Annotated in this window: 22 protein-coding genes, 1 other RNA gene and 2 pseudogenes; 14 read left to right on the top strand and 11 right to left on the bottom strand. The window is 55.1% G+C overall.

What is annotated here, in order from left to right:
- Nucleotides 1-60 precede the first annotated feature (60 nt).
- From dnaJ to grpE, 3 genes are all read right to left on the bottom strand, one after another.
- Nucleotides 61-1,194 carry a molecular chaperone DnaJ gene (gene dnaJ / locus LN244_RS01830; protein ID WP_239041160.1) on the bottom strand — a complete coding sequence of 378 codons (1,134 nt, stop codon included), beginning with the start codon at nucleotides 1,192-1,194 and terminating at the stop codon, nucleotides 61-63.
- 103 nt (nucleotides 1,195-1,297) lie between these two features.
- A complete protein-coding gene (gene dnaK / locus LN244_RS01825) occupies nucleotides 1,298-3,214 on the bottom strand; it encodes a molecular chaperone DnaK (RefSeq protein WP_239041159.1) in 1,917 nt (638 codons plus the stop codon).
- 105 nt (nucleotides 3,215-3,319) lie between these two features.
- Nucleotides 3,320-3,907 carry a nucleotide exchange factor GrpE gene (grpE, locus tag LN244_RS01820; RefSeq protein ID WP_239041158.1) on the bottom strand — a complete coding sequence of 196 codons (588 nt, stop codon included), beginning with the start codon at nucleotides 3,905-3,907 and terminating at the stop codon, nucleotides 3,320-3,322.
- A gap of 177 nt (nucleotides 3,908-4,084) precedes the next feature.
- On the opposite strand from grpE, the gene recN reads away from it, so the two are divergent.
- Nucleotides 4,085-5,752, top strand: a complete 1,668-nt coding sequence (recN, locus tag LN244_RS01815) for a DNA repair protein RecN (RefSeq protein ID WP_239041157.1) — start codon at nucleotides 4,085-4,087, stop codon at nucleotides 5,750-5,752.
- A 27-nt stretch (nucleotides 5,753-5,779) separates the two neighbouring features.
- Here the strand turns inward: recN and fur are convergent, their stop codons facing one another.
- Nucleotides 5,780-6,208 carry a ferric iron uptake transcriptional regulator gene (fur, locus tag LN244_RS01810; protein ID WP_239041156.1) on the bottom strand — a complete coding sequence of 143 codons (429 nt, stop codon included), beginning with the start codon at nucleotides 6,206-6,208 and terminating at the stop codon, nucleotides 5,780-5,782.
- 88 nt (nucleotides 6,209-6,296) lie between these two features.
- Between fur and LN244_RS01805 the strand changes: the two genes are divergently transcribed.
- On the top strand, nucleotides 6,297-6,638 hold the full coding sequence (locus LN244_RS01805; RefSeq protein WP_239041155.1) for an outer membrane protein assembly factor BamE: 342 nt from the start codon (nucleotides 6,297-6,299) through the stop codon (nucleotides 6,636-6,638).
- A 15-nt stretch (nucleotides 6,639-6,653) separates the two neighbouring features.
- Here the strand turns inward: LN244_RS01805 and LN244_RS01800 are convergent, their stop codons facing one another.
- Genes LN244_RS01800 through LN244_RS01790 form a run of 3 tightly spaced genes read right to left on the bottom strand, consistent with a single transcriptional unit; the run spans nucleotide 6,654 to nucleotide 8,795 of the window.
- A complete protein-coding gene (locus LN244_RS01800; RefSeq protein WP_239041154.1) occupies nucleotides 6,654-6,965 on the bottom strand; it encodes an RnfH family protein in 312 nt (103 codons plus the stop codon).
- A gap of 7 nt (nucleotides 6,966-6,972) precedes the next feature.
- On the bottom strand, nucleotides 6,973-7,404 hold the full coding sequence (locus LN244_RS01795; protein WP_239041153.1) for a type II toxin-antitoxin system RatA family toxin: 432 nt from the start codon (nucleotides 7,402-7,404) through the stop codon (nucleotides 6,973-6,975).
- 26 nt (nucleotides 7,405-7,430) lie between these two features.
- Nucleotides 7,431-8,795 (bottom strand): sodium-dependent transporter, encoded by a 1,365-nt coding sequence (locus tag LN244_RS01790; protein WP_239041152.1) that lies wholly within the window; start codon nucleotides 8,793-8,795, stop codon nucleotides 7,431-7,433.
- Nucleotides 8,796-8,958: 163 nt separating this feature from the next.
- Here LN244_RS01790 and smpB point away from each other — a divergent pair, with 163 nt between their 5' ends.
- The 4 genes and pseudogenes from smpB to LN244_RS01770 form a co-directional block, all read left to right on the top strand.
- Nucleotides 8,959-9,438 (top strand): SsrA-binding protein SmpB, encoded by a 480-nt coding sequence (gene smpB / locus LN244_RS01785; RefSeq protein ID WP_239041151.1) that lies wholly within the window; start codon nucleotides 8,959-8,961, stop codon nucleotides 9,436-9,438.
- Between the two features lie 55 nt (nucleotides 9,439-9,493).
- Nucleotides 9,494-9,852, top strand: a transfer-messenger RNA (tmRNA) gene (gene ssrA / locus LN244_RS01780).
- 373 nt (nucleotides 9,853-10,225) lie between these two features.
- Nucleotides 10,226-11,301, top strand: a protein-coding gene (locus LN244_RS01775; RefSeq protein WP_239041150.1) for an IS3 family transposase whose coding sequence is annotated in 2 segments (ribosomal slippage) — nucleotides 10,226-10,475 and nucleotides 10,475-11,301 — 1,077 coding nt in all. Because the reading frame shifts where the segments join, the coding sequence is not laid out codon by codon here.
- A 53-nt stretch (nucleotides 11,302-11,354) separates the two neighbouring features.
- Nucleotides 11,355-12,254, top strand: a pseudogene (locus tag LN244_RS01770) (flagellinolysin); the annotation flags it as partial.
- Here the strand turns inward: LN244_RS01770 and LN244_RS01765 are convergent.
- Complete coding sequence (locus LN244_RS01765) at nucleotides 12,163-13,107, bottom strand: IS481 family transposase (RefSeq protein WP_239040410.1); 945 nt, start codon at nucleotides 13,105-13,107, stop codon at nucleotides 12,163-12,165. The pseudogene LN244_RS01770 and the gene LN244_RS01765 sit on opposite strands and share 92 nt — an antisense overlap.
- 94 nt (nucleotides 13,108-13,201) lie before the next feature.
- Here LN244_RS01765 and LN244_RS16475 point away from each other — a divergent pair.
- The 4 genes and pseudogenes from LN244_RS16475 to LN244_RS16405 form a co-directional block, all read left to right on the top strand.
- Nucleotides 13,202-13,432: pseudogene (locus LN244_RS16475) on the top strand (flagellin); the annotation flags it as partial.
- A gap of 267 nt (nucleotides 13,433-13,699) precedes the next feature.
- Entirely contained in the window at nucleotides 13,700-14,545 is an 846-nt protein-coding gene (locus LN244_RS01760; RefSeq protein ID WP_239041148.1) for an SDR family oxidoreductase, read from the top strand.
- Nucleotides 14,546-14,602: 57 nt separating this feature from the next.
- Nucleotides 14,603-15,145: a DUF3750 domain-containing protein gene (locus LN244_RS01755; protein ID WP_239041147.1), complete on the top strand. Its 543-nt coding sequence runs from the start codon at nucleotides 14,603-14,605 to the stop codon at nucleotides 15,143-15,145.
- A 154-nt stretch (nucleotides 15,146-15,299) separates the two neighbouring features.
- A complete protein-coding gene (locus LN244_RS16405; RefSeq protein ID WP_275424703.1) occupies nucleotides 15,300-16,619 on the top strand; it encodes a methyl-accepting chemotaxis protein in 1,320 nt (439 codons plus the stop codon).
- A 52-nt stretch (nucleotides 16,620-16,671) separates the two neighbouring features.
- Here LN244_RS16405 and gdhA read toward each other — a convergent pair whose 3' ends face one another.
- Nucleotides 16,672-18,024: an NADP-specific glutamate dehydrogenase gene (gene gdhA, locus LN244_RS01740; RefSeq protein WP_239041146.1), complete on the bottom strand. Its 1,353-nt coding sequence runs from the start codon at nucleotides 18,022-18,024 to the stop codon at nucleotides 16,672-16,674.
- 291 nt (nucleotides 18,025-18,315) lie between these two features.
- On the opposite strand from gdhA, the gene LN244_RS01735 reads away from it, so the two are divergent.
- The 3 genes from LN244_RS01735 to LN244_RS01725 all read left to right on the top strand — a co-directional run bounded on the left by LN244_RS01735 (nucleotide 18,316) and on the right by LN244_RS01725 (nucleotide 19,552).
- Nucleotides 18,316-18,825 (top strand): disulfide bond formation protein B, encoded by a 510-nt coding sequence (locus LN244_RS01735; RefSeq protein ID WP_239041145.1) that lies wholly within the window; start codon nucleotides 18,316-18,318, stop codon nucleotides 18,823-18,825.
- Nucleotides 18,826-18,893: 68 nt separating this feature from the next.
- Nucleotides 18,894-19,100, top strand: coding sequence for a hypothetical protein (locus tag LN244_RS01730; RefSeq protein WP_239041144.1), 207 nt, complete (start codon nucleotides 18,894-18,896; stop codon nucleotides 19,098-19,100).
- Nucleotides 19,101-19,246: 146 nt separating this feature from the next.
- On the top strand, nucleotides 19,247-19,552 hold the full coding sequence (locus LN244_RS01725; protein WP_239041143.1) for a c-type cytochrome: 306 nt from the start codon (nucleotides 19,247-19,249) through the stop codon (nucleotides 19,550-19,552).
- Nucleotides 19,553-19,621: 69 nt separating this feature from the next.
- Here the strand turns inward: LN244_RS01725 and LN244_RS01720 are convergent, their stop codons facing one another.
- Together LN244_RS01720 and pomA are read right to left on the bottom strand one after the other, a co-directional pair.
- Entirely contained in the window at nucleotides 19,622-20,551 is a 930-nt protein-coding gene (locus tag LN244_RS01720; RefSeq protein WP_239041142.1) for a flagellar motor protein MotB, read from the bottom strand.
- 11 nt (nucleotides 20,552-20,562) lie between these two features.
- Nucleotides 20,563-21,321: a flagellar motor protein PomA gene (gene pomA / locus LN244_RS01715; protein WP_239041141.1), complete on the bottom strand. Its 759-nt coding sequence runs from the start codon at nucleotides 21,319-21,321 to the stop codon at nucleotides 20,563-20,565.
- A 181-nt stretch (nucleotides 21,322-21,502) separates the two neighbouring features.
- On the opposite strand from pomA, the gene LN244_RS01710 reads away from it, so the two are divergent.
- Nucleotides 21,503-21,745: an exodeoxyribonuclease VII small subunit gene (locus tag LN244_RS01710; protein ID WP_239041140.1), complete on the top strand. Its 243-nt coding sequence runs from the start codon at nucleotides 21,503-21,505 to the stop codon at nucleotides 21,743-21,745.

Below are 21,745 nucleotides of genomic sequence, written 5' to 3'. Positions count from 1 at the left end.
TATTCCTGTGTCTGTCTGTAACGGCACACGCCGACAGAGGGTCTCTGTCGGCGTGTGCGATCAGGTCATATCTTCAAAGAACTTCTTCACCGAGTCAAAGAAGCCTTGCTTCTTCGGGCTGTGCTTGCTGTTGCCCTCTTCGGTTGCTTCAGCAAATTCACGCAACAGTTCTTTCTGACGGCTGTTGAGGTTGACCGGCGTTTCGATCATCACCTTGACCATCAGGTCACCGGTACTGCCGCCACGGACTGGCGTAACGCCCTTGCCTCGCAAACGGAACAGCTTGCCGGTCTGGGTCTCGGCCGGAATCTTCAGTTTCACGCGACCATCCAGCGTCGGTACATCCAGTTCGCCCCCCAGAGCAGCATCAACGAAGCTGATCGGCACTTCACAGTACAGGTGTTTGCCGTCACGCTGGAAGATCGGATGTTCACGTACATGCACCTGCACATAGAGATCACCCGAAGGGCCACCGTGAGTGCCCGCTTCCCCCTCGCCGGACAAGCGGATACGGTCACCGGTATCCACACCGGCCGGGATCTTGACCTGCAGAGTCTTGGTTTTCTCGACACGCCCCTGACCATGACAGCTGTCACAGGGGTCGGAAATGACCTTGCCTTCGCCGCGACAGGTGGGACAGGTCTGCTGAACCGAGAAGAAGCCCTGCTGCATGCGCACCTGCCCCATACCGCCGCAGGTCGAACAGGTCTTGGCACTGGTACCCGGTTTGGCACCACTGCCATCACAGATTTCGCAGCCGACCAGGGTCGGGATTTCCAGGGTTTTCTCGCAGCCACGTACAGCTTCTTCCAGCGACAGGTCCAGGTTATAACGCAGGTCAGCGCCACGCTGGACACTCGAGCGACGACGACCTCCGCCACCACCGCCGAAGATATCGCCGAACACATCACCGAAGATGTCAGAGAAATTGCCCTCGAAGCCGCCACCGCCGAAGCCGCCACCCTGACCATCTACCCCGGCATGGCCGAACTGGTCATAGGCCGCTTTTTTCTGGGCATCCGACAGTACCTCGTAGGCCTCGCTGATCTCCTTGAATTTGTCTTCGGCCGCTTTATCGTCCGGGTTGCGGTCCGGATGGTACTTCATCGCCAGGCGACGATAGGCTTTCTTGATATCGCGATCGGACGCGTCACGCGACACACCCAAAAGTTCGTAGTAGTCCTGCTTTGACATGATCCGAATCTGACTGGTTAAGGTTTGGCCCGCAAGAGCCGGACATGACAACGCGGGCCTGGGCCCGCGCTGTCACACTGCAACGATCGACAAGCGCGAGCGCTTACTTCTTATCGTCCTTAACTTCTTCGAATTCGGCATCGACAACGTCGTCTGCCGCATCCTTGGCACCTTCGGCACCGCCAGCCTGTTCAGCCTGAGCCGCTTCGGCGTACATCTTCTGAGCCACAACTGACAGCGCTTCAGTCAGGGCTTCGGTCTTGCTTTCAATCGCAGCCTTGTCTGTGCCCTTCAGTGCTTCTTCCAGCTCCTTGATTGCAGCTTCGATCTTTTCTTTCTCTTCCGCTGTCGCCTTGTCACCAGCATCCTTCAGCGTTTTGTTCGCCGTGTGGATCATGGCATCACCCTGGTTGCGGGCGCCGGTCAGCTCCTCGAACTTCTTGTCTTCTTCAGCGTGCGCTTCGGCATCGCGTACCATCTGCTCGACTTCATCATCGCTCAGGCCAGAAGAAGCCTTGATCACGATAGACTGTTCCTTGCCAGTGGCCTTGTCCTTCGCAGACACGTTCAGGATACCGTTGGCATCGATATCGAAGGTCACTTCGATCTGCGGCATGCCACGCGGTGCCGGCGGAATGTCGGCCAGGTCAAAGCGCCCCAGGGACTTGTTCTGTGCCGCCTGCTTACGCTCACCCTGAACGACGTGAATGGTCACGGCAGTCTGGTTGTCGTCCGCGGTTGAGAACACCTGCGACTTCTTGGTCGGGATGGTGGTGTTCTTCTCGATCAGCGGAGTCGCCACGCCGCCCATGGTTTCGATACCCAGTGTCAGCGGGGTTACGTCCAGCAGCAGTACGTCTTTCACATCACCGGACAGAACCGCACCCTGGATGGCTGCGCCGATGGCAACTGCCTCGTCCGGGTTCACGTCCTTGCGCGGTTCCTTGCCAAAGAACTCGGCCACTTTCTGCTGTACCAGCGGCATGCGAGTCTGGCCACCGACCAGGATCACCTCGTCGATCTCGGATACGGATACACCGGAGTCCTGAACCGCAATGCGGCACGGCTCAATGGAGCGCACCACCAGCTCTTCAACCAGCGATTCCAGCTTGGCACGGGACAGCTTCACGTTCAGGTGCTTCGGGCCGCTCGCATCAGCGGTGATGTAGGGCAGGTTGACGTCGGTCGCCTGCGCGGACGACAGTTCAACCTTGGCCTTCTCGGCCGCTTCCTTCAGACGCTGCAGTGCCAGCGGATCGTTGTGCAGATCGATACCGCTCTCTTTCTTGAATTCGTCGGCCAGGTAGTTGATCACCGCCAGGTCGAAGTCTTCGCCGCCCAGGAAGGTGTCACCATTGGTGGCCAGCACTTCGAACTGGTGCTCACCGTCAACGTCGGCGATCTCGATGATGGAGATATCGAAGGTACCACCACCCAGGTCGTATACGGCTACAGTCTTGTCGCCCTTGGACTTGTCCATACCGTAAGCCAGCGCAGCAGCCGTCGGCTCATTGATGATGCGCTTCACTTCCAGACCGGCAATTTTACCTGCGTCCTTGGTCGCCTGACGCTGAGAGTCGTTGAAGTAGGCCGGTACGGTAATAACCGCTTCAGTCACTTTCTCGCCCAGGTAGTCCTCGGCGGTCTTCTTCATCTTCTTCAGGATCTCGGCAGAAATCTGCGGCGGCGCCATTTTCTGACCCTTGACGTCAACCCAGGCATCGCCGTTGTCGGCCGCGATGATCTTGTACGGCACCATCTTGATGTCTTTCTGTACCACCTGATCTTCAAAACGGCGACCGATCAGACGCTTGATCGCAAACAGGGTGTTGTCCGGGTTGGTCACCGCCTGACGCTTGGCCGGCTGACCGACAAGGGTTTCACCATCATTGGTGTACGCGATGATGGACGGGGTGGTGCGATCGCCTTCGGCGTTCTCGATCACCTTGGTCTTGTCGCCATCCAGAATTGCCACACAGGAGTTGGTGGTGCCCAGGTCAATACCGATAATTTTGCCCATGTTCTGCTCCGATATTTCTGTTGCCCGCCAAGCGGGCTGATAATCTGTCTAAAATCTGGTTGCTTCTGTATATGGGTGCGCGTTGAGAAATTTCAACGCCCCGCGTCAGCCTTTTGCGACCATTACCATGGCCGGGCGCATCAGGCGACCATTGAGCAGGTAGCCTTTCTGGATCACGGTCACCACCGTGTTTGGCTCCACTCCCTCTGCCGGCACCATCGACATCGCCTGATGGTGTTCCGGGTTGAACGGCTGCCCTTCCGGGTTCAGCTGTTCAACATTGAATTTTTCCATGCTGCCCAGGAACATGCTCAGCGTCATTTCGACCCCTTCACGGATCGCCTTCATCGCCTCATCGTCCCCCTGACTGGCTTCGATGGCACGCTCCAGGCTGTCCACCACCGGCAACAGCTCATTGGCGAACTTTTCCAGACCAAACTTGTGCGCCTTTTCCACATCCTGCTCGGCACGACGACGAATGTTCTGGATTTCGGCCTGAGCGCGTGGCTGCAGCTCGGCCAACTCCTTCTTCAGGGCGTCGACTTCGGCACGGGATTCCTCGAGCTTCTGCAGCAAATCAGCCGCTGACTCTTCGGCAGCACTTGGTTCACAAGCCTCTGTCTCGGCCAGGTTTTCGACCGCGTCCTGAATCGGCTCAACGGTTTCCTGTGTGTTTTGCTGCTCTTTCGACATCAGGTCTCTCCAACTGACTCTTGAGGTTACGCCTAGATGCCAACCTATATGGGGACCTGCAACGCGGATTCAAGCGCTCAACCTATTTTTTTCATTCAACGATTGATGACCGGGAGAAAATGGCTTATATAGTACTGTATAAATAAACACTGTATATAAACCCATAGGGTGGCAGCCATGCTGACGCAGATAACGATCCGTAACTTCGCGATTGTCGATGCTCTGGAAGTGGAACTGGACTCCGGAATGACCGTCATCAGCGGTGAGACCGGTGCAGGCAAATCGATCATGCTGGATGCACTGGGCCTGTGTCTCGGTGACCGTGCAGACAGCGACAGCGTTCTGAAGGATGCCGATCGGGCCGAACTGACCGCCAGTTTTGATATCCGCAACCTGCCTACAGCAATGCTATGGCTGGATGAGCATGAACTTGAAGGCGATCCTCAGGAGTGTCAGCTGCGCCGCGTCATCACCCGTGAAGGCCGAAGCCGCAGTTACATTAATGGCCGCCCCACGCCACTGACTCTGGTTCGTGAATTCGGCCAGCACCTGGTCGATATCCATGGCCAGCATGAGCATCAACGTCTGCTGAAGAAGGACTACCATCGCGTACTGCTTGACGATTTCGGCGGCCATGCAGAGCTGGCCGAACAGGTACGTCGTCACTTTCACAAATGGCGTCGTCTGAATACCGAGTGGCTGGAACTGACCCAGATTTCAGATGAACGTAATGCGCGCATCCAGCTGCTCAGCTACCAGGTTGAGGAGCTGGACCAGCTGGCTCTGCAGGAAGGTGAACTCGAGCAGCTGGAACAGGAGCAACAACTGCTTGAGAATGCCGGCAGCCTGCTCGGCACCGGACACCAGTTGCTGCAACTGAGCAGCGATGCAGACGGCGAGAACTGCCTATCGATGCTTCAGCATTGCCTTCACCTGCTGGACCAGCTTCACGCTGAAGACAAACGTGTGCAGCAGGCCGGTGAGATGTTCAACACTGCGCTGATCCAGGTCGAGGAAGCCGGGCGGGAAATCCGACATTTCCTCGACAGCATTGAAACCAATCCCGAGCGCCAGCAGGAAGTGGAAGAGCGACTGTCCGCCATTTACGATGTCGCGCGCAAGCACCGCCTGTTGCCGGAGCAACTGATCGAGTTCCACCAGTCATTACAGGCCGAATTGAGCACCCTGACCGGGTCCGACGAGGCACTGGCGCAACTGGAGCAGGATGTACTGAACGCACGTGCCGACTATCTCAAGGCTGCCGCCGAGCTGAGCGAGGCTCGCCAGCGCTGTGCCGGCATGTTGGATACACAGGTCGACGAGCAACTCAGCGCTTTGGGAATGCCGGCCGCCCACTTCAGCGCCTGCCTGACCCCGCTGGATGAAGAACGTTACAACGCCAACGGCCTTGAAGATATTGAATTCCTGATCAGCACCAACGAAGGCCAGCCAGCTCGAGCGCTGGCCAAGGTTGCCTCCGGCGGCGAACTGTCTCGCATCAGCCTGGCCATTCAGGTGATCACCGCTCAGACCTCAAGCACACCGACCCTGGTATTTGATGAAGTCGATGTCGGCATCGGCGGTGGTGTCGCGGAAGTGGTCGGCCGAATGCTGCGTGAATTGGGTCAGCGTGTGCAGATTCTGTGCGTGACCCATCAGCCGCAGGTAGCCGCTCAGGGGCATCAACACCTGTTCGTCACCAAGAAAGGGGTACAGAACGGCACTCACACTCGAGTGCACCGTTTGAACAAGACACAACGAGTAGAAGAGGTTGCTCGGATGCTGGGCGGCGTGGACATCACCCGGACATCCTTGAATCACGCACGAGAGATGCTGTCAGCCTGATGGCTGACAGCAAAAGAGCAGTGTTGCTTACTTGCTTTCCTCACAGCCGTCCTTGCAGACGCCGTAAAGATATAGAGTACGATCAGTAATGGTGAAGCCAAGCTCTTCGGCCACCTTATCCAGAATTTCGCCAACCTTGGGTTCGCTGAATTCCCGCACCTTGCCGCATTTCACACAGACCACATGATCGTGGTGCTCATCACGAGCCAACTCAAATACTGAATGACCACCTTCAAAGTGGTGGCGAGACACCAGACCCGCCGCCTCAAACTGGGTCAATACACGATAGACGGTCGCCAGACCTACATCTTCGCCCTGCTCCATCAGAAGCTTATAGATATCTTCAGCACTGAAGTGGTCGCCCTCTCCGGCACGCTCCAGAATCTGATAAATTTTGACCCGCGGCAGAGTCACCTTCAGTCCGGCCTTCCGCAGTTCCTGATTTTCCAGTGCCATATTAGGTCTCAATCACTATGCTGTTCGGGATTTGCAATGTTAGACTCCATTATCTTTGTTTAGGCATGAAAACGGAAGCCATTGTCCGATGCGAAAGGTTCTTCTTAGCGTTACAGCTGCACTTCTGATTGCCGGCTGCTCCGAGTTCCCCGGTGTTTACAAGATCGATATCCCCCAGGGCAACGTCGTCACTCAGGAAATGGTCGACCAGCTGCGCCCCGGCATGACCCCGTCACAGGTGCGCTACATTCTCGGCACTCCGCTGGTTAATGACAGCTTCAGCGAAAACCGCTGGGACTACATCTACAGCATCAAGGATGGTGACGGTCAGCGCTACCAGGAGCGCATCAGTCTGTTCTTCGAAAACGACAAACTGGTCCGCCTCAGTGGCGACTTCCGTCCGGGCGCCAAGCCGGAAACCACTCGCTGATCTCCGGCGCGCCACTCATTCCTTTTCGGCCTCGGCGGCCTTCTGCGCTTTCATCTTGGCCGCCCGCCGCGCCCTGACCTCTTTAGGGTCTGCAATCAATGGGCGATAGATTTCCACGCGATCGCCATCTCTCAATGCGGTATTGCCTGGATCCTTGATCGCCTTGCCGAAAATACCCATCGGGGTACTGTCAGGATTGATCTCCGGAAACAGCTCAACAATGCCTGAGCGGATCACCGCCTGCTGGGCAGTACAGCCTTCTTCTACCTGCAGAGCGATGATTTTCTGCTCATGAGGCAATGCATAGGCAACTTCAACTTTCATCATCCCTCTCCTAACCGTAGATCTGATCAGCCCGGCTGACAAAAGCATCCACCATGGTCGTGGCCACCGAGTTGAAAACCTTGGACATGGCCATTCCGGTCAGCTTGCCCTTGAACTCGAAGTCCATGGTCAGCTCGACCTTACAGGCCTCATCACTTAGCGGCGTAAACACCCAGATACCGCGCAGGGAGGAGAAAGGCCCCTCCACCAGCGCGATTTCCATTCGCCCGGGCCTTTCCAGCCGGTTGCGCGTGGTGAAACTGTACTTGAGCCCCCCTTTGGACAGGTTAAGGGTCGCGACCAGTTCGTCGTCTCGTTCCGAGATCACCTCGGTCGACGCACACCAGGGCAGAAACTGCGGATAGTTGCGCACATCATTGACCAGATCGAACATCTGCTCGGCAGTGTGCAACACCAGCGCGCTGCGATTTACTTGAGTCATGTCGGCGGTTACCTGGCTGGCCTGAATCAGGCCAGCTTGTCATACAGGTTGACGACAAAGATCACCATCACCGCTACTGGCGCGATGAAGCGGATCACCAGCGACCAGGCGCTGTACGTCATATTGGAACCCAATGCCAGCTCATCACGCGTGATGTGCTTGTTCAGCATCCAGCCGGAATAGATCGCGATCATCAGACCACTGAGCGGCAACATGACATTGGCGGTAATAAAGTCGAGGAAATCGAAAATCCCCATACCCAGGAGCTTGATCTCCTCCCAGTGGTTGAAAGACAGCAGCGAAGCGATTCCCATCAGCCATACGATCACACCCAGCAGCAGCGCTGCGGGCAGACGCTTGAGACCGAAACGCTCTACCAGCCAAGCCGTCGCCGGCTCCAACAGAGAAATAGCGGATGTCCAAGCGGCTACACCCACCAACAGGAAGAACAGGAAGCCAAAGACCTGACCACCCGGCATCTGACCGAAGGCGACCGGCAGGGTAATGAACATCAGGCCCGGACCGGCAGCTGGATCCATCTGATTGGCAAAGACCACCGGGAAGATCGCCAGACCGGCCACCAGCGCCACGAGCGTATCGAGCACACCGATGGTCAATACGGTTACCCCGATAGAGTCCTTTTTACCCATGTAACTGCCGTACGCCATGATTGCGCCCATACCCAGTGACAGGGTAAAGAACGCATGCCCAAGCGCTACCAGAACCGCATCCCATGTCAACGCTTCCGGGTTGAAGCTGAACAGGAACGACCAGCCCTGGCCAAAGCTGCCCGTATTGACCGAGTAACCCAGCAATACCAGCAGCAGTACGAAAAGGGCCGGCATCATGATCTTGGTCGCACGCTCAAGGCCCTTGTTTACGCCACCCGCAACGACACCGACGACCATCAGCACGAACAGGGTATGCCAGACCAGCATTTGGTCCGGACTGGCCAACAGGTTAGTAAAGCGCTCGCCAGCCAGATCACTGCTGATATCCACAAACTGGCCAGTTCCCATCCCGGCAATATAGTGCAGAACCCAACCTGCCACGACGGAATAGAAGGAGAAAATGATGTAGCCTGCCAGCACACCCAGCCAGCCGATCAGGCTCCAGTTCTTGTTCAATCCAGCCTCGGCGGCGGTTTCGCGTACCGCATTAATCGGGCTCTGGCGAGCACGACGCCCCACCAGAATTTCACCCATCATGATCGGAATACCGACCAGCATAATGCAGAACAGGTACACCAGTACAAAGGCGCCACCACCGTTTTCACCTGTGATGTAGGGGAACTTCCAGATGTTACCCAGTCCGACGGCTGAACCCGTCGCTGCGAGAATGAAGATCCACCGGTTCGCCCATGAACCGTGAATTGACTGTTTAGACTGCATATTGTTCTCAAGTTGGAAATTGTACACGGGGGGCAATTGTTCATAAATCGGACAGAGGTGACAACCTTTTCGACCATTAGTTGATGCCCAGGTAACGCTAAGGTGCTGAAACGACGCAATTTGCCCGCTTTCATTGCACCAAGGCCACCTATATAATCGCGCCATGGCGAAGAAAAAGAAGGCTCCAGGCGGAAACACCATCTGCTTGAACAAACGTGCCAAGCACGAATACACCATCGAAACCCGTTTCGAGGCTGGCTTGTCCCTGCAAGGCTGGGAAGTCAAAAGCCTGCGCGAAGGACGGGGCCAGCTGGTCGACTCCTATGTCGTATTCAAGAACGACGAAGCCTGGCTGGTGGGCGCGCACATCACGCCGCTGATTTCGGCATCGACCCACTATGTCACCGACCCACGTCGCGATCGCAAGCTGCTGCTGCACCGCCGTGAAATTGAAAAGCTTACCAATGCGGTGGAAGCCAAAGGTTACACCTGTGTTGCCCTGGCCCTCTACTGGAAAAACGGCATGGTCAAGTGCGAGATCGCACTGGTGAAGGGCAAAAAGCTGCACGACAAGCGCGCGGCCGAGAAAGAGAAAGACTGGAACCGTCAGAAGCAGCGTGAAATGTCTGTCGCCGCCCGCTGAACTTTTCCACTTTCGCCCGGTCAACTAAGTCGTTACAATAGCTCGTTACATATCTGGGGGTGACTTGGCTTCGACGCTGATTACGAACCCTTAGGTGCATGCCGAGAACGTGATGATTCTCGTAAATCCCTCATCACACAGTTATAGTTGCAAACGACGATAACTACGCTCTGGCTGCTTAAGTCAGCCAGCGCCGCGCTCTAAGGTGTCTGTAACTCAGAGATTTTGCGGTGTCATTCGAGACAGAATCGCCCGGATGCTTTGCTCTAAGCTGAACGGTTAAAACTAAAAGAGCTCGCCCATAGCACCCTGGCTCTCGGGTCGCGACGGGTTAACTAAATAGAGATGCCTAAGCATGTAGATCTTGAGGCAGAGGATTGGCGGACGCGGGTTCGAAACCCGCCACCTCCACCACCTTCCCTTCCCAGACTTTCCCAGACAATCCCACACCCCTTGAAACCATGGGCCTCACGGCCTATTGTTGGTTTCAGACAGTCCCAACAAGTGCCAGCAAATCCGGGGCACATTGGGGGCATCGCTGGGGGCAGATTGCTGGTTTGAATTTCTTATGCCCCCAAAGACATGCCCCCACTCGAATTGAGCAGAGGGAGCCATGCCACTTTCCGACCGTCAGATCAAAGCCGCCAAGCCCCGCGACAAGGTGTATCGCCTGAGCGATGAGAGATCCCTATACCTGGAAATCACTCCTGCAGGGGGGTAATCCCCCCGAAAAGTAGCAGTGCTCAAAAGTAGAATTTTCTCGTAATGTATACGCAGGAGGTTCTGCATGAAGAAGTCCCGATACACCGACAGCCAGATCATGGCGATACTGAAACAAGCGGAAGCAGGTACCCCAGTTCCCGAACTATGTCGTGAACATGGGATGAGCAGCGCCACATTTTATAAGTGGCGGGCGAAATACGGCGGCATGGATGCTTCGTTGATGGCTCGGCTGAAAGAGCTTGAAGATGAAAACCGCCGCCTGAAGAAAATGTATGCTGAAGAGCGGCTGAAAGCCGAGATCATCCAGGAAGCACTGCAAAAAAAGTGGTGAAGCCGTCTCGGCGCAAGGAGATGGCACAGACCTATGTTGCTTCCCGTGGCGTCAGTATCCGGCTTGCCTGTGCTGCCTTTGGTATCAGCGAATCCTGCTACCGGTACCAACCCAAGCTGTCATCGGAGAATGCTGAGATTGCAGATTGGTTGATCCGCCTGACTGAACAGGATTCAGACTGGGGCTTTGGTATTTGCTTTGACTACCTGCGTAATGTGAAAGGCTTCGGCTGGAACCATAAGCGCGTATACCGTATCTACTGTGAACTTGCATTGAATCTGCGCATACGGCCTCGGCGGCGCCTAAAGCGCCATAAGCCGGAGCCGTTGAAACAGCCCCTGCGACGCAACCAGGTGTGGTCGATCGACTTCATGCACGATCAGCTGTCGGATGGCAGAAGCTACCGGCTGCTCAATGTGATCGATGACTACCGGCGAGAAGGACTGGCAATAGAAGCAGGCTTCTCTCTGCCATCCATGCGAGTGATACGCACCCTGTCTCAGTTGATTGAGTGGAGGGGGAAACCATCGCACATTCGCTGTGACAACGGCCCAGAATTCATCAGTCACGAATTCACCAACTGGGCTCGTAAACATGACATCCGGATTGAGTATATTCAACCCGGCAAGCCTCAACAGAACGCTTACATCGAGCGTCACAATCGAACGCTCCGCTACAGCTGGGTCAGTAAGCATCTATTCGAAACACTAGAGGACGTTCAGGATTATGCAACGCAGTGGCTCTGGTTTTACAATCATGAGCGGCCGCACAAAGCCAATGGTGGCCAGCCACCACTAAAAGTGGCTTAGCCTCTACTTTTGGCATCAGCTAAAAAGGGGAGGATTACCGGGGCTCCTCGCCTTTATATAATGATCGGATTATTGCTCATGAGATGGTTCATGCCGTAATGGCGGTTAACATGGACCTGACCGCAGATGGCAGTAATAACCAGGTTGATGGTGGGGACTCCTTCCCCGGTTGGTTTACTGAAGGAGCCGCTGAATTTATTCACGGCGCGGATGAACGAGTTCAGTCAGATATCGCCCGAGTGGGTATTGCTGCAATACTGGCCGCTCACCAAACCACTCCAGGTTCTCCAACAACCAGCGAAGGTTATTCAGCAGCTTATATAGCGGTTAAAAAATTGCATGCCGATATCCAGTCAGCCTCTGGCGGTGCGGCTGGCATCAAGGATGTAATGGCTCACTTGGCAGCAGACAGGAATAACTCTCTGGATAGCGCGCTGGCAAGTTTAAAAGGAAGCTATGCCACATTGCCCTATGGCAGCTTGAGTGAGTTTGATACACATTTTGCCAGCAATGGAGCTGACTTTATCAATGGCTTGGGACTCTATGCTACCAATGGCCTTAATCTAGCTGACGATGATACTGGATCTATTGCTGGCTCAGATTACGGAGGCAGCGTGCTTAATGCCGAGAACGTTCTGGCTAACGATGTCAGAGCAGGAAGCGCTCAGAATTTTTCCCTGAATTCGCCCACTCTAGCCCCTGACAAGGTCTATACCTTCGTTATTGGTACTCATGCTTCCGATAAAATTGAACTTGCTACCAGTGGAGTCGATACGGTCAGTTTGGGAATTAGCCTGGTCGATATAGCTGTAGACGCTTCAGGTGCAAGTGATAAATTTGACAAAGCATTAGATGTGAATACTAAACACCTTGTTCACGCAGCTTCGGTATTCGAGACACCGGCGGTAGATTTCCGATACTGCCATGAGGGCGCTGTTTATTGTAGTGGTTGATCCAGTCTGTCAGCGCCCAGGCCCTTGATATGTCGTTTGCGTAGGGCACTGCATATGCCCACTCCCTGATCATTGTTTGTATAAATCGCTCCGCCTTGCCGTTCGTTCTGGGCGTGTATGGGCGCGTGTATACATGCTTGATCCCTTCCCGTTGTAAAACTGCATTGAACCGACGGGAACGATAGGCTGGACCGTTATCGGTCATCAGGCGTTTCACCTCTACACCTATTCCGCGGTAGGCCGCTAGAGCGTTTTCCAAAAAGCGCGTTGTGGTGCCTTGCTGCTCATCTGGTAGTACCCGGGCAAACGCCCAGCGGCTGTGATCATCAATACAGATATGAACGCACTCATAACCCGCACCTCGGGTATTCTGGCGACGGTTGTTTGTCACGCGGTGGCCGGGCCTGTCGAAGCGAGGCAGCTTCTTGATATCCATATGCAGCATGTCACCCGGCGCGGGGTGTTCGTAGCGCTGCGCAGGTTGCACCGGCTCCAGGTGTGAGGCTCGATTGAGCTTAAGTCGGCGCAGTACAGCTGTCACTGTGGAGTAAGCCAGACTCAGTGCCTGTGCGATCTGCTTGGCAGTCCACTTGAGTGTCAGGCGCATCTTCTGAATCAGCTCAACCCACTGTTTCGGCATCTGCCTCGGTGAGGCGTGGGGACGGCTGGATGCTGACTCAAGACCAGCCTCACCTGCCTCTCGATAACGAGCAATCCACTTGTACACAGTGTGCGTGCTGATACCAAAAGTGCTGGCAATGTCTCGCACCGGCTGCCGCTTACGGAGGGCTCGATCAACGATCAGGGCTCGAATATGAGGCGTAGTTCGGGCATTCTTGTGAGGGTTGTTCATGTCGGTTGTTCTGTGCTGTTTGTTTGGCGATAACCAGCATCTCGAACTTAACCGGCGTGAACAACCTCCTTAGCACCCACAATTAGAGCAGGTCAACTCTTTGCGAGGGAACTTCGGCTCGGTCCAGACACGGCTGAGCCTTAGCATTAGTTATATGAGCGGGGCCGTCACTATAAATTCAGAAGCTCGATCAAGAATCGAAGATGCTGATTTTGCCATTGAAAGTACAAATCTGGCCAAGTTTCAGATTATCCAGAGCGCAGCTACCTCTATGCTTGCGCAGGCAAATTTACAGCCCCAACAAGTTTTGAACCTTCTTCGATAAATTCGAACAAAAACAAACATCCTCTAATAATTGTCAGCCTCTCGACGTGATTTATGCGGAAGAGGCCTATCGGCTTTAACAGAAGCGGTCTCAGAGAAAGCATGCGATCAGCGAAAAGAGCATGCAACTCTTCTTTTCTGTTATCTGTTGAGCCGACCACACTCGATAAAAGACTAGCCACCTCTGTTACCAGCCCCGAACTGATTCCGGCGCTATCTCCGTGATAGTATCTTGGCCCGACACACTTTTATCCACAGCGAGGCCCCGATGATCTCCACCATTCTCGTCACCGGCTGTTCTACCGGTATTGGCAAACACTGTGCATTACGACTGCGTGAGTCTGGCTACCGTGTGCTGGCTACGGTGCGCAAGCAGGAAGATGTGGCGGCCCTCGAGGCACTGGGGCTGGAAAGCTTTGTACTGGACCTGAATTCATCCGAATCCATTGAGCAGGGCGTGGCTCATGCATTGGAACTGACCGATGGCCGTCTCGATGCGCTGTTCAATAATGGCGCCTACGGTCAGCCGGGCGCCGTAGAAGACCTCAGTCGCGAGGCTCTGCGTGAACAATTCGAAACCAACCTGTTTGGCTGGGTCGAGCTGACGAACCGTGTGATTCCGATCATGCGTCGACAGGGGCATGGCCGAATCGTCATGAACTCTTCAGTACTGGGACTGGTTGCGATGAAATACCGTGGCGCCTATAACGCCTCCAAGTTTGCTCTGGAGGGGATCACCGACACTTATCGTCAGGAGTTGAAAGGCTCGGGTATCGAGATTTCACTGATTGAGCCAGGCCCCATCACCAGTGCCTTTCGGCGTAATGCGCTTGCCGCATTCAAACGCAATATCGATCACCAGCACAGTGCTCATGCAGCGACCTATGCGGGTGTGCTAAAGCGCCTGGAAAGTGACGAAGACGAGGGGTCCCGTTTTACCCTGACCCCGGAAGCAGTTTTCAAGTCATTGCGCCATGCACTGGAGAGCTCTCGCCCGCGGGCGCGCTATTATGTAACGCTGCCAACCTACCTGCTGGGATACCTGCGTCGCTTGCTGCCAACACGATGGCTGGATGGATTGCTGATGCGATCATCCGAGAGCGAAAACCGCTGATCCAAACGTCGCGCACGGCCGTACTCTGGTTGTGGATAACCATGAAGAGGCCGTGCAATGTCGACTCGCTATCTGCTTCCCCTGCTAAGTCTGGTGCTGGCCCTGAGCGGCTGTTCCAGTGATGGCTGGAGGACGGCTAGTCGCGCCAGCGCCGGCATCGCCCCTTTGGCAGAGCACACCCCAGAGGCGGTCATTCAAGCCTATGCCGCTGATGCCTGGGGTTGGCGAGGTCTATTCGCGGTTCATACCTGGATAGCCGTCAAACCACAGCATGCCGATCAATATATAGTCTACGAGGTGATCGGGTGGCGAGAAAAGCGTGGACTACCGGTGCTGCGGCAGGAGCGAGACATTCCTGATCGCTATTGGTTTGGTGCCCGCCCGGAGTTGATTCTGGACCTGCGGGGCCCCGAAGCCGAGCGCCTGATAGCGCCAATACAAGCGGCCGTAAGAGACTACCCCTGGAAACATGAATACCGGGTGTTTCCTGGCCCAAACAGCAATACGTTTCCGGCATGGGTGGCACAAAAGGTTCCGGAACTGAATCTGGAACTCCCTTTTCGTGCAATAGGATCGGGCTGGACTCAATTTGCCCCCTGATAGCCAATGATCCAAGCAAGACTCTGCAGCGTAAGTCGCACATCAGATACATATTAAGAACCATTCAGGCTTATTTTTCTGTAGTATGTCTGGCCTCCGGCTCTCTGAACCCGGACGATCAGACTCATACCCTCTTGTGATGGCGAGACCTTCCATGTTCACACGTAAACTGAAACAAGAATTGTCCATCTGCAGGGAGCAGCTTTCAGAGAGTCAGCAATTGATTGCGGCCATAAGCAATTCGATGGCAATGATCGAGTTCACCCCGGAAGGGTATATCCTTAGCGCCAACGAGCTTTTTTCAAAAGTGATGGGCTATGCTGAGGATGAACTGATCGGCAAACACCACAGTATGCTCTGCGACTCGACCCTGACGCGCAGTCCTGATTACCGCCGCTTCTGGCAGAACCTTGCCCGCGGAAAAGGCGCCAGCGAACGCTTCAGTCGTATAGATAAGGGGGGACGCAGGGTCTGGCTGGAAGCCAGCTATATCCCCGTCAACCGTGAGGACGGCCAGGTGGCCAAGGTCATCAAGCTGGCCCAGGATATAACGCCCACCGTCTCACGCGAGCAGGATCACCAGAGCTTTCTGGATGCAATCAATCGCTCCATGGCGGTCATTGAGTTCAACCTTCAGGGTGAAGTGATTCGCGCCAATCAGAATTTCCTGTCCACAATGGGTTATCAGGAGAAGGACATTCTGGGTCGCCATCACCGCATGTTCTGCCCGGAATCCTATGTGGGCACCAAGGAATACACGCAGTTCTGGAAACAGCTCAACGAAGGTGAATACATGTCCGGCATGTTCGAACGTGTGGATCGCCATGGACGCACCGTTTGGCTCAACGCCACCTACAACCCGCTGTATGACGCTACCGGTAAGCGCTTTGGGGTTCTCAAGATCGCCAGCGACATCACCGCCGATATCGAACGAAGAAACGCCGAGTCAGAAGCCGCTCAGCTTGCATATGACATTGCGCTTGAAACTGACCAAAGTGCGGTCAACGGTGCTCTTGCTGTCGACGACACAGTCAGCATGGTACGCAATATAGAACAGCGCCTACAGACAGTGGCCGAACATGTGACCGCACTGAGTGATCAGTCCGGGAAGATTGAGCGCATTGTCGATGTCATTCAGGAAATTGCCGAACAGACCAACCTGTTAGCACTGAATGCGGCTATCGAAGCTGCCCGTGCCGGTAGTCAGGGTCGGGGGTTTGCCGTGGTCGCCGATGAGGTCCGCAATCTGGCGCGGCGAACCAGTCAGGCAACGGAAGAGATCAAGCAGGTCGTGGAGCAGAACCGCCACCTTGCAACCACCGCGGCTGACGAGGCCCGTAACAGTCAGACTCAAGCGGAACAAGGTGTCTTGCTCGCCAACAAGACAGGTACCGTCATGCTGGAGATCCGCCAAGAAGCGCAACGTGTAGTGGAAGCGATCGGTCAGTTCCGAGAGCAGGTTCAGGCGGACTGAATGCAAAAGGCCCGCAATATGCGGGCCTTGCTTGTGTATCCACTATCGATATTCAGACGACGCCCTGCTCCAGCATCGCATCCGCAACTCGGCGGAATCCGGCAATATTAGCCCCCAGCACCAGATTATGAGGCTGATCAAATTCCTTCGCGGTTTCACTGCAACGACTGTGGATATCGCTCATTATCGCCTTCAGTTGACGATCCACCTGCTCGAATGTCCAACGCTGCATGCTGGCATTCTGACTCATTTCCAACTGGCTGGTCGCCACACCACCGGCATTTGCTGCCTTGCCCGGACCATAATGGATGCGGTTGGCAATGAACAGTTCCACAGCGGCCGGTGTTGACGGCATGTTGGCTCCCTCGCTGACGCATCGGCAGCCACTGTTCAGCAACGCCCGGGCATCCGCTTCAGTGAGCTCGTTCTGCGTTGCACAGGGGAACGCCACATCGCCGTTGAAACGCCAGACGGCATGACCATCATCCGGATAGGCTTCTCGCGGGATGAATTCGGCCCTGGGGAACTCATTCAGGTATTCACGAAGCGAAACCCGCTTTTGCTCCTTGAGCAGCTTGAGGGTTTTGAGGTCTATACCCTGCGCATCATGGAGCGTTCCACTTGAATCTGAACAGGTAACGGGCCTGGCACCTAATTGATACAGCTTTTCGATGGTGTAGATGGCTACGTTGCCTGCCCCTGATACCAGGCAGGTTTTATCCTGCAGACTGTCACCGGAAGCCTTCAACATGTTTTCGGCAAAATAGACGCACCCATAGCCGGTTGCTTCCTTGCGCACCAGCGATCCCCCCCAGAGCAGTCCCTTGCCGGTCAAGACGCCTTCGTAACGACCGGTCAGACGCTTATACTGACCAAACATGTAACCGATCTCGCGCGCTCCAACCCCGATGTCACCCGCGGGCACATCCGTGTTAGGACCGATGTGGCGGTACAGCTCGTTCATGTACGACTGACAGAAGCGCATGATTTCCTGATCGGAACGCCCTTTAGGATCAAAATTGGCGCCGCCCTTGCCACCGCCAATCGGCAGCCCCGTCAGCGCATTCTTGAAAATCTGTTCAAATCCCAGGAATTTGATAATTCCGGCATTGACCGAGGGATGGAAACGCAGGCCTCCCTTGTAAGGCCCCAGCGCCGAATTGAACTCGATACGGTACCCCTTGTTGACCTGCACCTGCCCCTGGTCGTCAACCCAGGGAACCCGGAACATGATCTGGCGCTCTGGCTCGACCATACGTTCGATGATGCGGTTGTCACTATAGTGGGGGCTCTGTTCCAGCAGCGGCTCCAGCGACTCAAGCACCTCTTCGACCGCTTGGTAGAATTCGGTCTGCGCAGGGCTTGAGGCCATCAGGCCAGTGATGGTGTCATGAATATAGGACATTAAGTACCTCAGATAATGAAGCGGAAGATGGTCGGAACATCAACGTGCAGTCAGTAATGCCTTGCTGCATTTCTGACAAACGTCAGGCGACATCTGGAATACCGGAAAGCGCTGGAAAAATCCCGACACGATAAAGCGGCGACAATCATAAAGCACTACATTAGTGCAAACAACGCACCACATTAGGGCATTGAACTTATTTCAACCCGCTCCGTCTGACACCAATACTTGCTCGACAATAAACAACCGGGCTACTCTTTCACGCTGAAAATTCCACAGGGACAGGTCCTCATGAAGTTCATCCTGCAATTCTTGAACTCGCGAATCTACTGGCTGGTACTGCTTATTGGAGCTGTGACAGCCGAAGCCGTAGCGCTTTATTATCAATATGCACTCGACTATGGCCCCTGTGTTCTCTGCATCCATATTCGACTTTGGCTATTCGCACTGATTCTGCTGGCCATTGCAGCGCTGCTGTTGCCCCGCTGCCAAAAGGTGCAGACAGGAGGCAGATGCCTGGCTTTGCTCATCGCATTGGGTTTTACCGAACGCAGCTGGCGCACTCTGGCAATCGAGCGCTACTGGATTGAAAGCAGCTGTTCACTTGAATCGGGCCTGCCAACCTGGTTTGCACCCGATAAATGGTGGCCCTGGATGTTTGAGATCTGGGAATCCTGCGGCTACACCCCTGAGATGGTTGCCGGCTTTACCATGGCCGAACTGCTGTTGGCCTCAGGAGTGTTTTTCATCATCTTCAGCGCAACCGCTTTTGCCGCCAGCGTTGTCAGGAAAACACCTTAGAACTGACATCCAATTGTCACAATCAACCCCTCATAATGGCGCCATGACATAATCAAGAGGATAAGATCATGAGCGCCACTCAACTCACCGCTCAACTGCGCCAGTTGCTCAATCGGGGCTACTCCATCGAAGATGTACGCAATCTGGTTCCGGTACCGCATGAAGTGCTGGAACAAGCCATTCGCGAGCACCGCCTGCAGGAACACAGCCGTCGTCATGACCGCCTATTGCAGGGGCAGGCAGACTTCGCCATGCGCCTGGGACGCTGGAGCTGAACCCCTGCCACACTTTGCTTGACGCCGCTCACGGATGCGTTGATATGCCGCACCTTCGGAGTATTTACTTTCAGCAGAAGACAGGCCTAAACTCGCATTATTTGCGTACTAACGGTTGAAAACCGATCTAATAAAGGAAGCCTGCTATGAAGAAAACCCTGCTGATCGCAGCTGCTGCCGTGATGCTGTCTCCGGCTGCTGCCATGGCTGAACGCTCTGGCGAAGAAGTTTACAACACCAAGTGTTCCGTTTGTCACGTTGCCGGTATCGCTGGCGCGCCGAAATTCGGTGACGCTGCTGCCTGGGCTCCGCGTGCCGAGAAAGGCATCGATGCTCTGCTGGCAACCGCAATCACCGGTATCAAGGCCATGCCGCCGAAGGGTACCTGTGCAGATTGTTCTGACAGCGAACTCAAGTCCGCCATTCAGTACATGCTGGACGCTGCCAAGTAATCTCTTTGGCCGACTCAATAAAAAACCGCCTATTGGCGGTTTTTTATTGCCTACAACCTCTCTGTCCGATCAGAACAGGCTGGTCGGGTCCATCGGCTCTCCCTCGACATCCCCTTCAGGGCGTGACTGCAGCTTGTCGAGTGCTTCTTCCACGTCACCTTTCTGAATCACGATTTCAACCCGACGGTTACGCGCCCGCAGCTCCGGTGTGCTATTGGGACCCAGTGGACGAGTATCGGCATAGCCGGTGATGCTGTATCTCGACTGGTTGATACGACGATCGGAAAAGAGTTCATGTGCAACCGCCAGCGCACGCGCCGAGGACAGCTCCCAGTTGGATTCGAACTGACGCCCGCCGTAGGGAATATTGTCAGTATGCCCCTCAATCGCCACCTTGCCACTGATGTCGAGTAACAGGTCACGGATCTTCGCCACCACTGGAATGTATTCAAACTTCAGTGCAGCCGAGCCGGAATCAAAAGAACCACGCTCCTTCACCCGGATAATGATACGGGTACCGTCCGTTTCCACCTCGACGCTGCCCTCGCCTATCTCTGCCGACAGAGCCTCAGCCACTGCAATCGCTTCTTCGCGGGCCGTTTCTTCCTGCTCACGACGCAACGCCTCCAGACCTTTCAGCCGATCCTCGATCTGCGCTTCACCTTCAAGGGAACGAACATCAAGACTGTTCATGTCATTATTGATGGTCATTTGACGCACTTCGTTCAGCGGCGTTGGCTCTGGACGCCCGGGACTGAACTCCTGTGCAATGATAGAGGTACCCTTGGGGATATCTTCAACCTTGATCTGATTCTGTACGCCGAAGGCCTCGCGCATGGAACCGGCCAGCTGTTTGAACTTGAGCACGTCCATCTCGGAAAAGGACAGCAAGAGCACGAAGAAGCACATCAACAGCGACATCAAATCCGCAAAGGTCGCCATCCATGCAGGCGCACCGGGCGGGGGACATTTACACTTCTCTTCGTTATCGTCACTCATCGCCGCATCCCTCAGCTTTCGGCAACGGCACGTTTACCTTCGGGCAGGTAGCTGCGCAGCATCTGGTCGATTACACGTGGGTTCTGGCCTGCCTGAATCGCCAGCAGCCCATCAATCACCAGTGCCTGGTTAAGCGCTTCTTCGTCACGGCGCACTTCCAGCTTGTCCGCAATCGGCAGCGCAAACATGTTGGCAATCATGGCACCGTACAGCGTGGTCAACAGGGCCACCGCCATCGCGGGACCGATGGATTTGGGATCAGACATGTTGGACAGCATCTGTACCAGACCCACCAGCGTACCGATCATGCCCATCGCCGGGGCAACATCCCCCATCGCCTTGAAAATCTTGGTCCCAAAGTCATGACGGTCGTAGGTCAGGCCCGCTTCCTTTTTCAGCAGTTGCTTGACCACTTCTGGGTCATGGCCATCCACCAGCAGCTGAATGCCCCGCTGCATGAAGTCAGATGACACTTGCTTGTCCTCCAGCGACAGCAGCCCGCCCTTGCGTGCGGCATCCGCCAGATCAACGGTTTCAGCGATGATGTCTTCAGGGTTAAGAGACTTGAACATGAACGCCTTGACCATCACTTTGCCGGCGGCAAGGAACTGGGCAAGCGTGAATTTCATTAACACGACCAGCAGTGTCCCGCCAAGAACGATCAGAATAGAGGGCGGGTTCACGAAAATGCCGATATCGCCGCCGAGCACCATAGCCGCGATGATGATGCCAAAGGCCCCGATAAGGCCTACGAGGGTAGCCAGATCCACTGATCGCTCCTGAATAGATATTTCCGACCGAAAACGCGTGCAAAACCGGTAGTTTCGCCAGTAACGATGATACCAGAATGGAACAGGTGTTCACCCCATTTACCGGCTTTTTCCCACTGCGGATTGACCCCCCTCACTGGGTTGGTTAACGTGAGCGGCCTATAGAGGACAGTAAACCGCCATGGCATCCAAATCCAAGACTCCCGACTTTGAACAGTCCCTGCAACAACTGGAAGGACTGGTTGAACAGCTTGAGCAGGGCGACCTGCCCATCGAAGAAGCGCTGAAGGCGTTTGAGCAGGGTATACGGCTGACTCGTGACTGTCAGACCATACTGCAGCAGGCCGAGCAGAAAGTTCAGCTGCTGACCGAGCAGGACGGCGAAATCCATGCCAGCGACTTCCCGGAACAGGTAGACTCTTGA

This window comes from Marinobacterium sediminicola, from assembly GCF_022343685.1.
Classification (GTDB): domain Bacteria; phylum Pseudomonadota; class Gammaproteobacteria; order Pseudomonadales; family Balneatricaceae; genus Marinobacterium; species Marinobacterium sediminicola.
This window is presented reverse-complemented; position numbering and strand designations above follow the sequence as displayed.

Excerpts from the sequence above, each read along its gene's own strand:
- dnaJ (WP_239041160.1), bottom strand. The coding sequence starts at position 1,194 with ATGTCAAAGCAGGACTACTACGAACTTTTGGGTGTGTCGCGTGACGCG.
- dnaK (WP_239041159.1), bottom strand. The coding sequence starts at position 3,214 with ATGGGCAAAATTATCGGTATTGACCTGGGCACCACCAACTCCTGTGTG.
- grpE (WP_239041158.1), bottom strand. The coding sequence starts at position 3,907 with ATGTCGAAAGAGCAGCAAAACACACAGGAAACCGTTGAGCCGATTCAG.
- recN (WP_239041157.1), top strand. The coding sequence starts at position 4,085 with ATGCTGACGCAGATAACGATCCGTAACTTCGCGATTGTCGATGCTCTG.
- fur (WP_239041156.1), bottom strand. The coding sequence starts at position 6,208 with ATGGCACTGGAAAATCAGGAACTGCGGAAGGCCGGACTGAAGGTGACT.
- LN244_RS01805 (WP_239041155.1), top strand. The coding sequence starts at position 6,297 with ATGCGAAAGGTTCTTCTTAGCGTTACAGCTGCACTTCTGATTGCCGGC.
- LN244_RS01800 (WP_239041154.1), bottom strand. The coding sequence starts at position 6,965 with ATGATGAAAGTTGAAGTTGCCTATGCATTGCCTCATGAGCAGAAAATC.
- LN244_RS01795 (WP_239041153.1), bottom strand. The coding sequence starts at position 7,404 with ATGACTCAAGTAAATCGCAGCGCGCTGGTGTTGCACACTGCCGAGCAG.
- LN244_RS01790 (WP_239041152.1), bottom strand. The coding sequence starts at position 8,795 with ATGCAGTCTAAACAGTCAATTCACGGTTCATGGGCGAACCGGTGGATC.
- smpB (WP_239041151.1), top strand. The coding sequence starts at position 8,959 with ATGGCGAAGAAAAAGAAGGCTCCAGGCGGAAACACCATCTGCTTGAAC.
- LN244_RS01765 (WP_239040410.1), bottom strand. The coding sequence starts at position 13,107 with ATGAACAACCCTCACAAGAATGCCCGAACTACGCCTCATATTCGAGCC.
- LN244_RS01760 (WP_239041148.1), top strand. The coding sequence starts at position 13,700 with ATGATCTCCACCATTCTCGTCACCGGCTGTTCTACCGGTATTGGCAAA.
- LN244_RS01755 (WP_239041147.1), top strand. The coding sequence starts at position 14,603 with ATGTCGACTCGCTATCTGCTTCCCCTGCTAAGTCTGGTGCTGGCCCTG.
- LN244_RS16405 (WP_275424703.1), top strand. The coding sequence starts at position 15,300 with ATGTTCACACGTAAACTGAAACAAGAATTGTCCATCTGCAGGGAGCAG.
- gdhA (WP_239041146.1), bottom strand. The coding sequence starts at position 18,024 with ATGTCCTATATTCATGACACCATCACTGGCCTGATGGCCTCAAGCCCT.
- LN244_RS01735 (WP_239041145.1), top strand. The coding sequence starts at position 18,316 with ATGAAGTTCATCCTGCAATTCTTGAACTCGCGAATCTACTGGCTGGTA.
- LN244_RS01730 (WP_239041144.1), top strand. The coding sequence starts at position 18,894 with ATGAGCGCCACTCAACTCACCGCTCAACTGCGCCAGTTGCTCAATCGG.
- LN244_RS01725 (WP_239041143.1), top strand. The coding sequence starts at position 19,247 with ATGAAGAAAACCCTGCTGATCGCAGCTGCTGCCGTGATGCTGTCTCCG.
- LN244_RS01720 (WP_239041142.1), bottom strand. The coding sequence starts at position 20,551 with ATGAGTGACGATAACGAAGAGAAGTGTAAATGTCCCCCGCCCGGTGCG.
- LN244_RS01710 (WP_239041140.1), top strand. The coding sequence starts at position 21,503 with ATGGCATCCAAATCCAAGACTCCCGACTTTGAACAGTCCCTGCAACAA.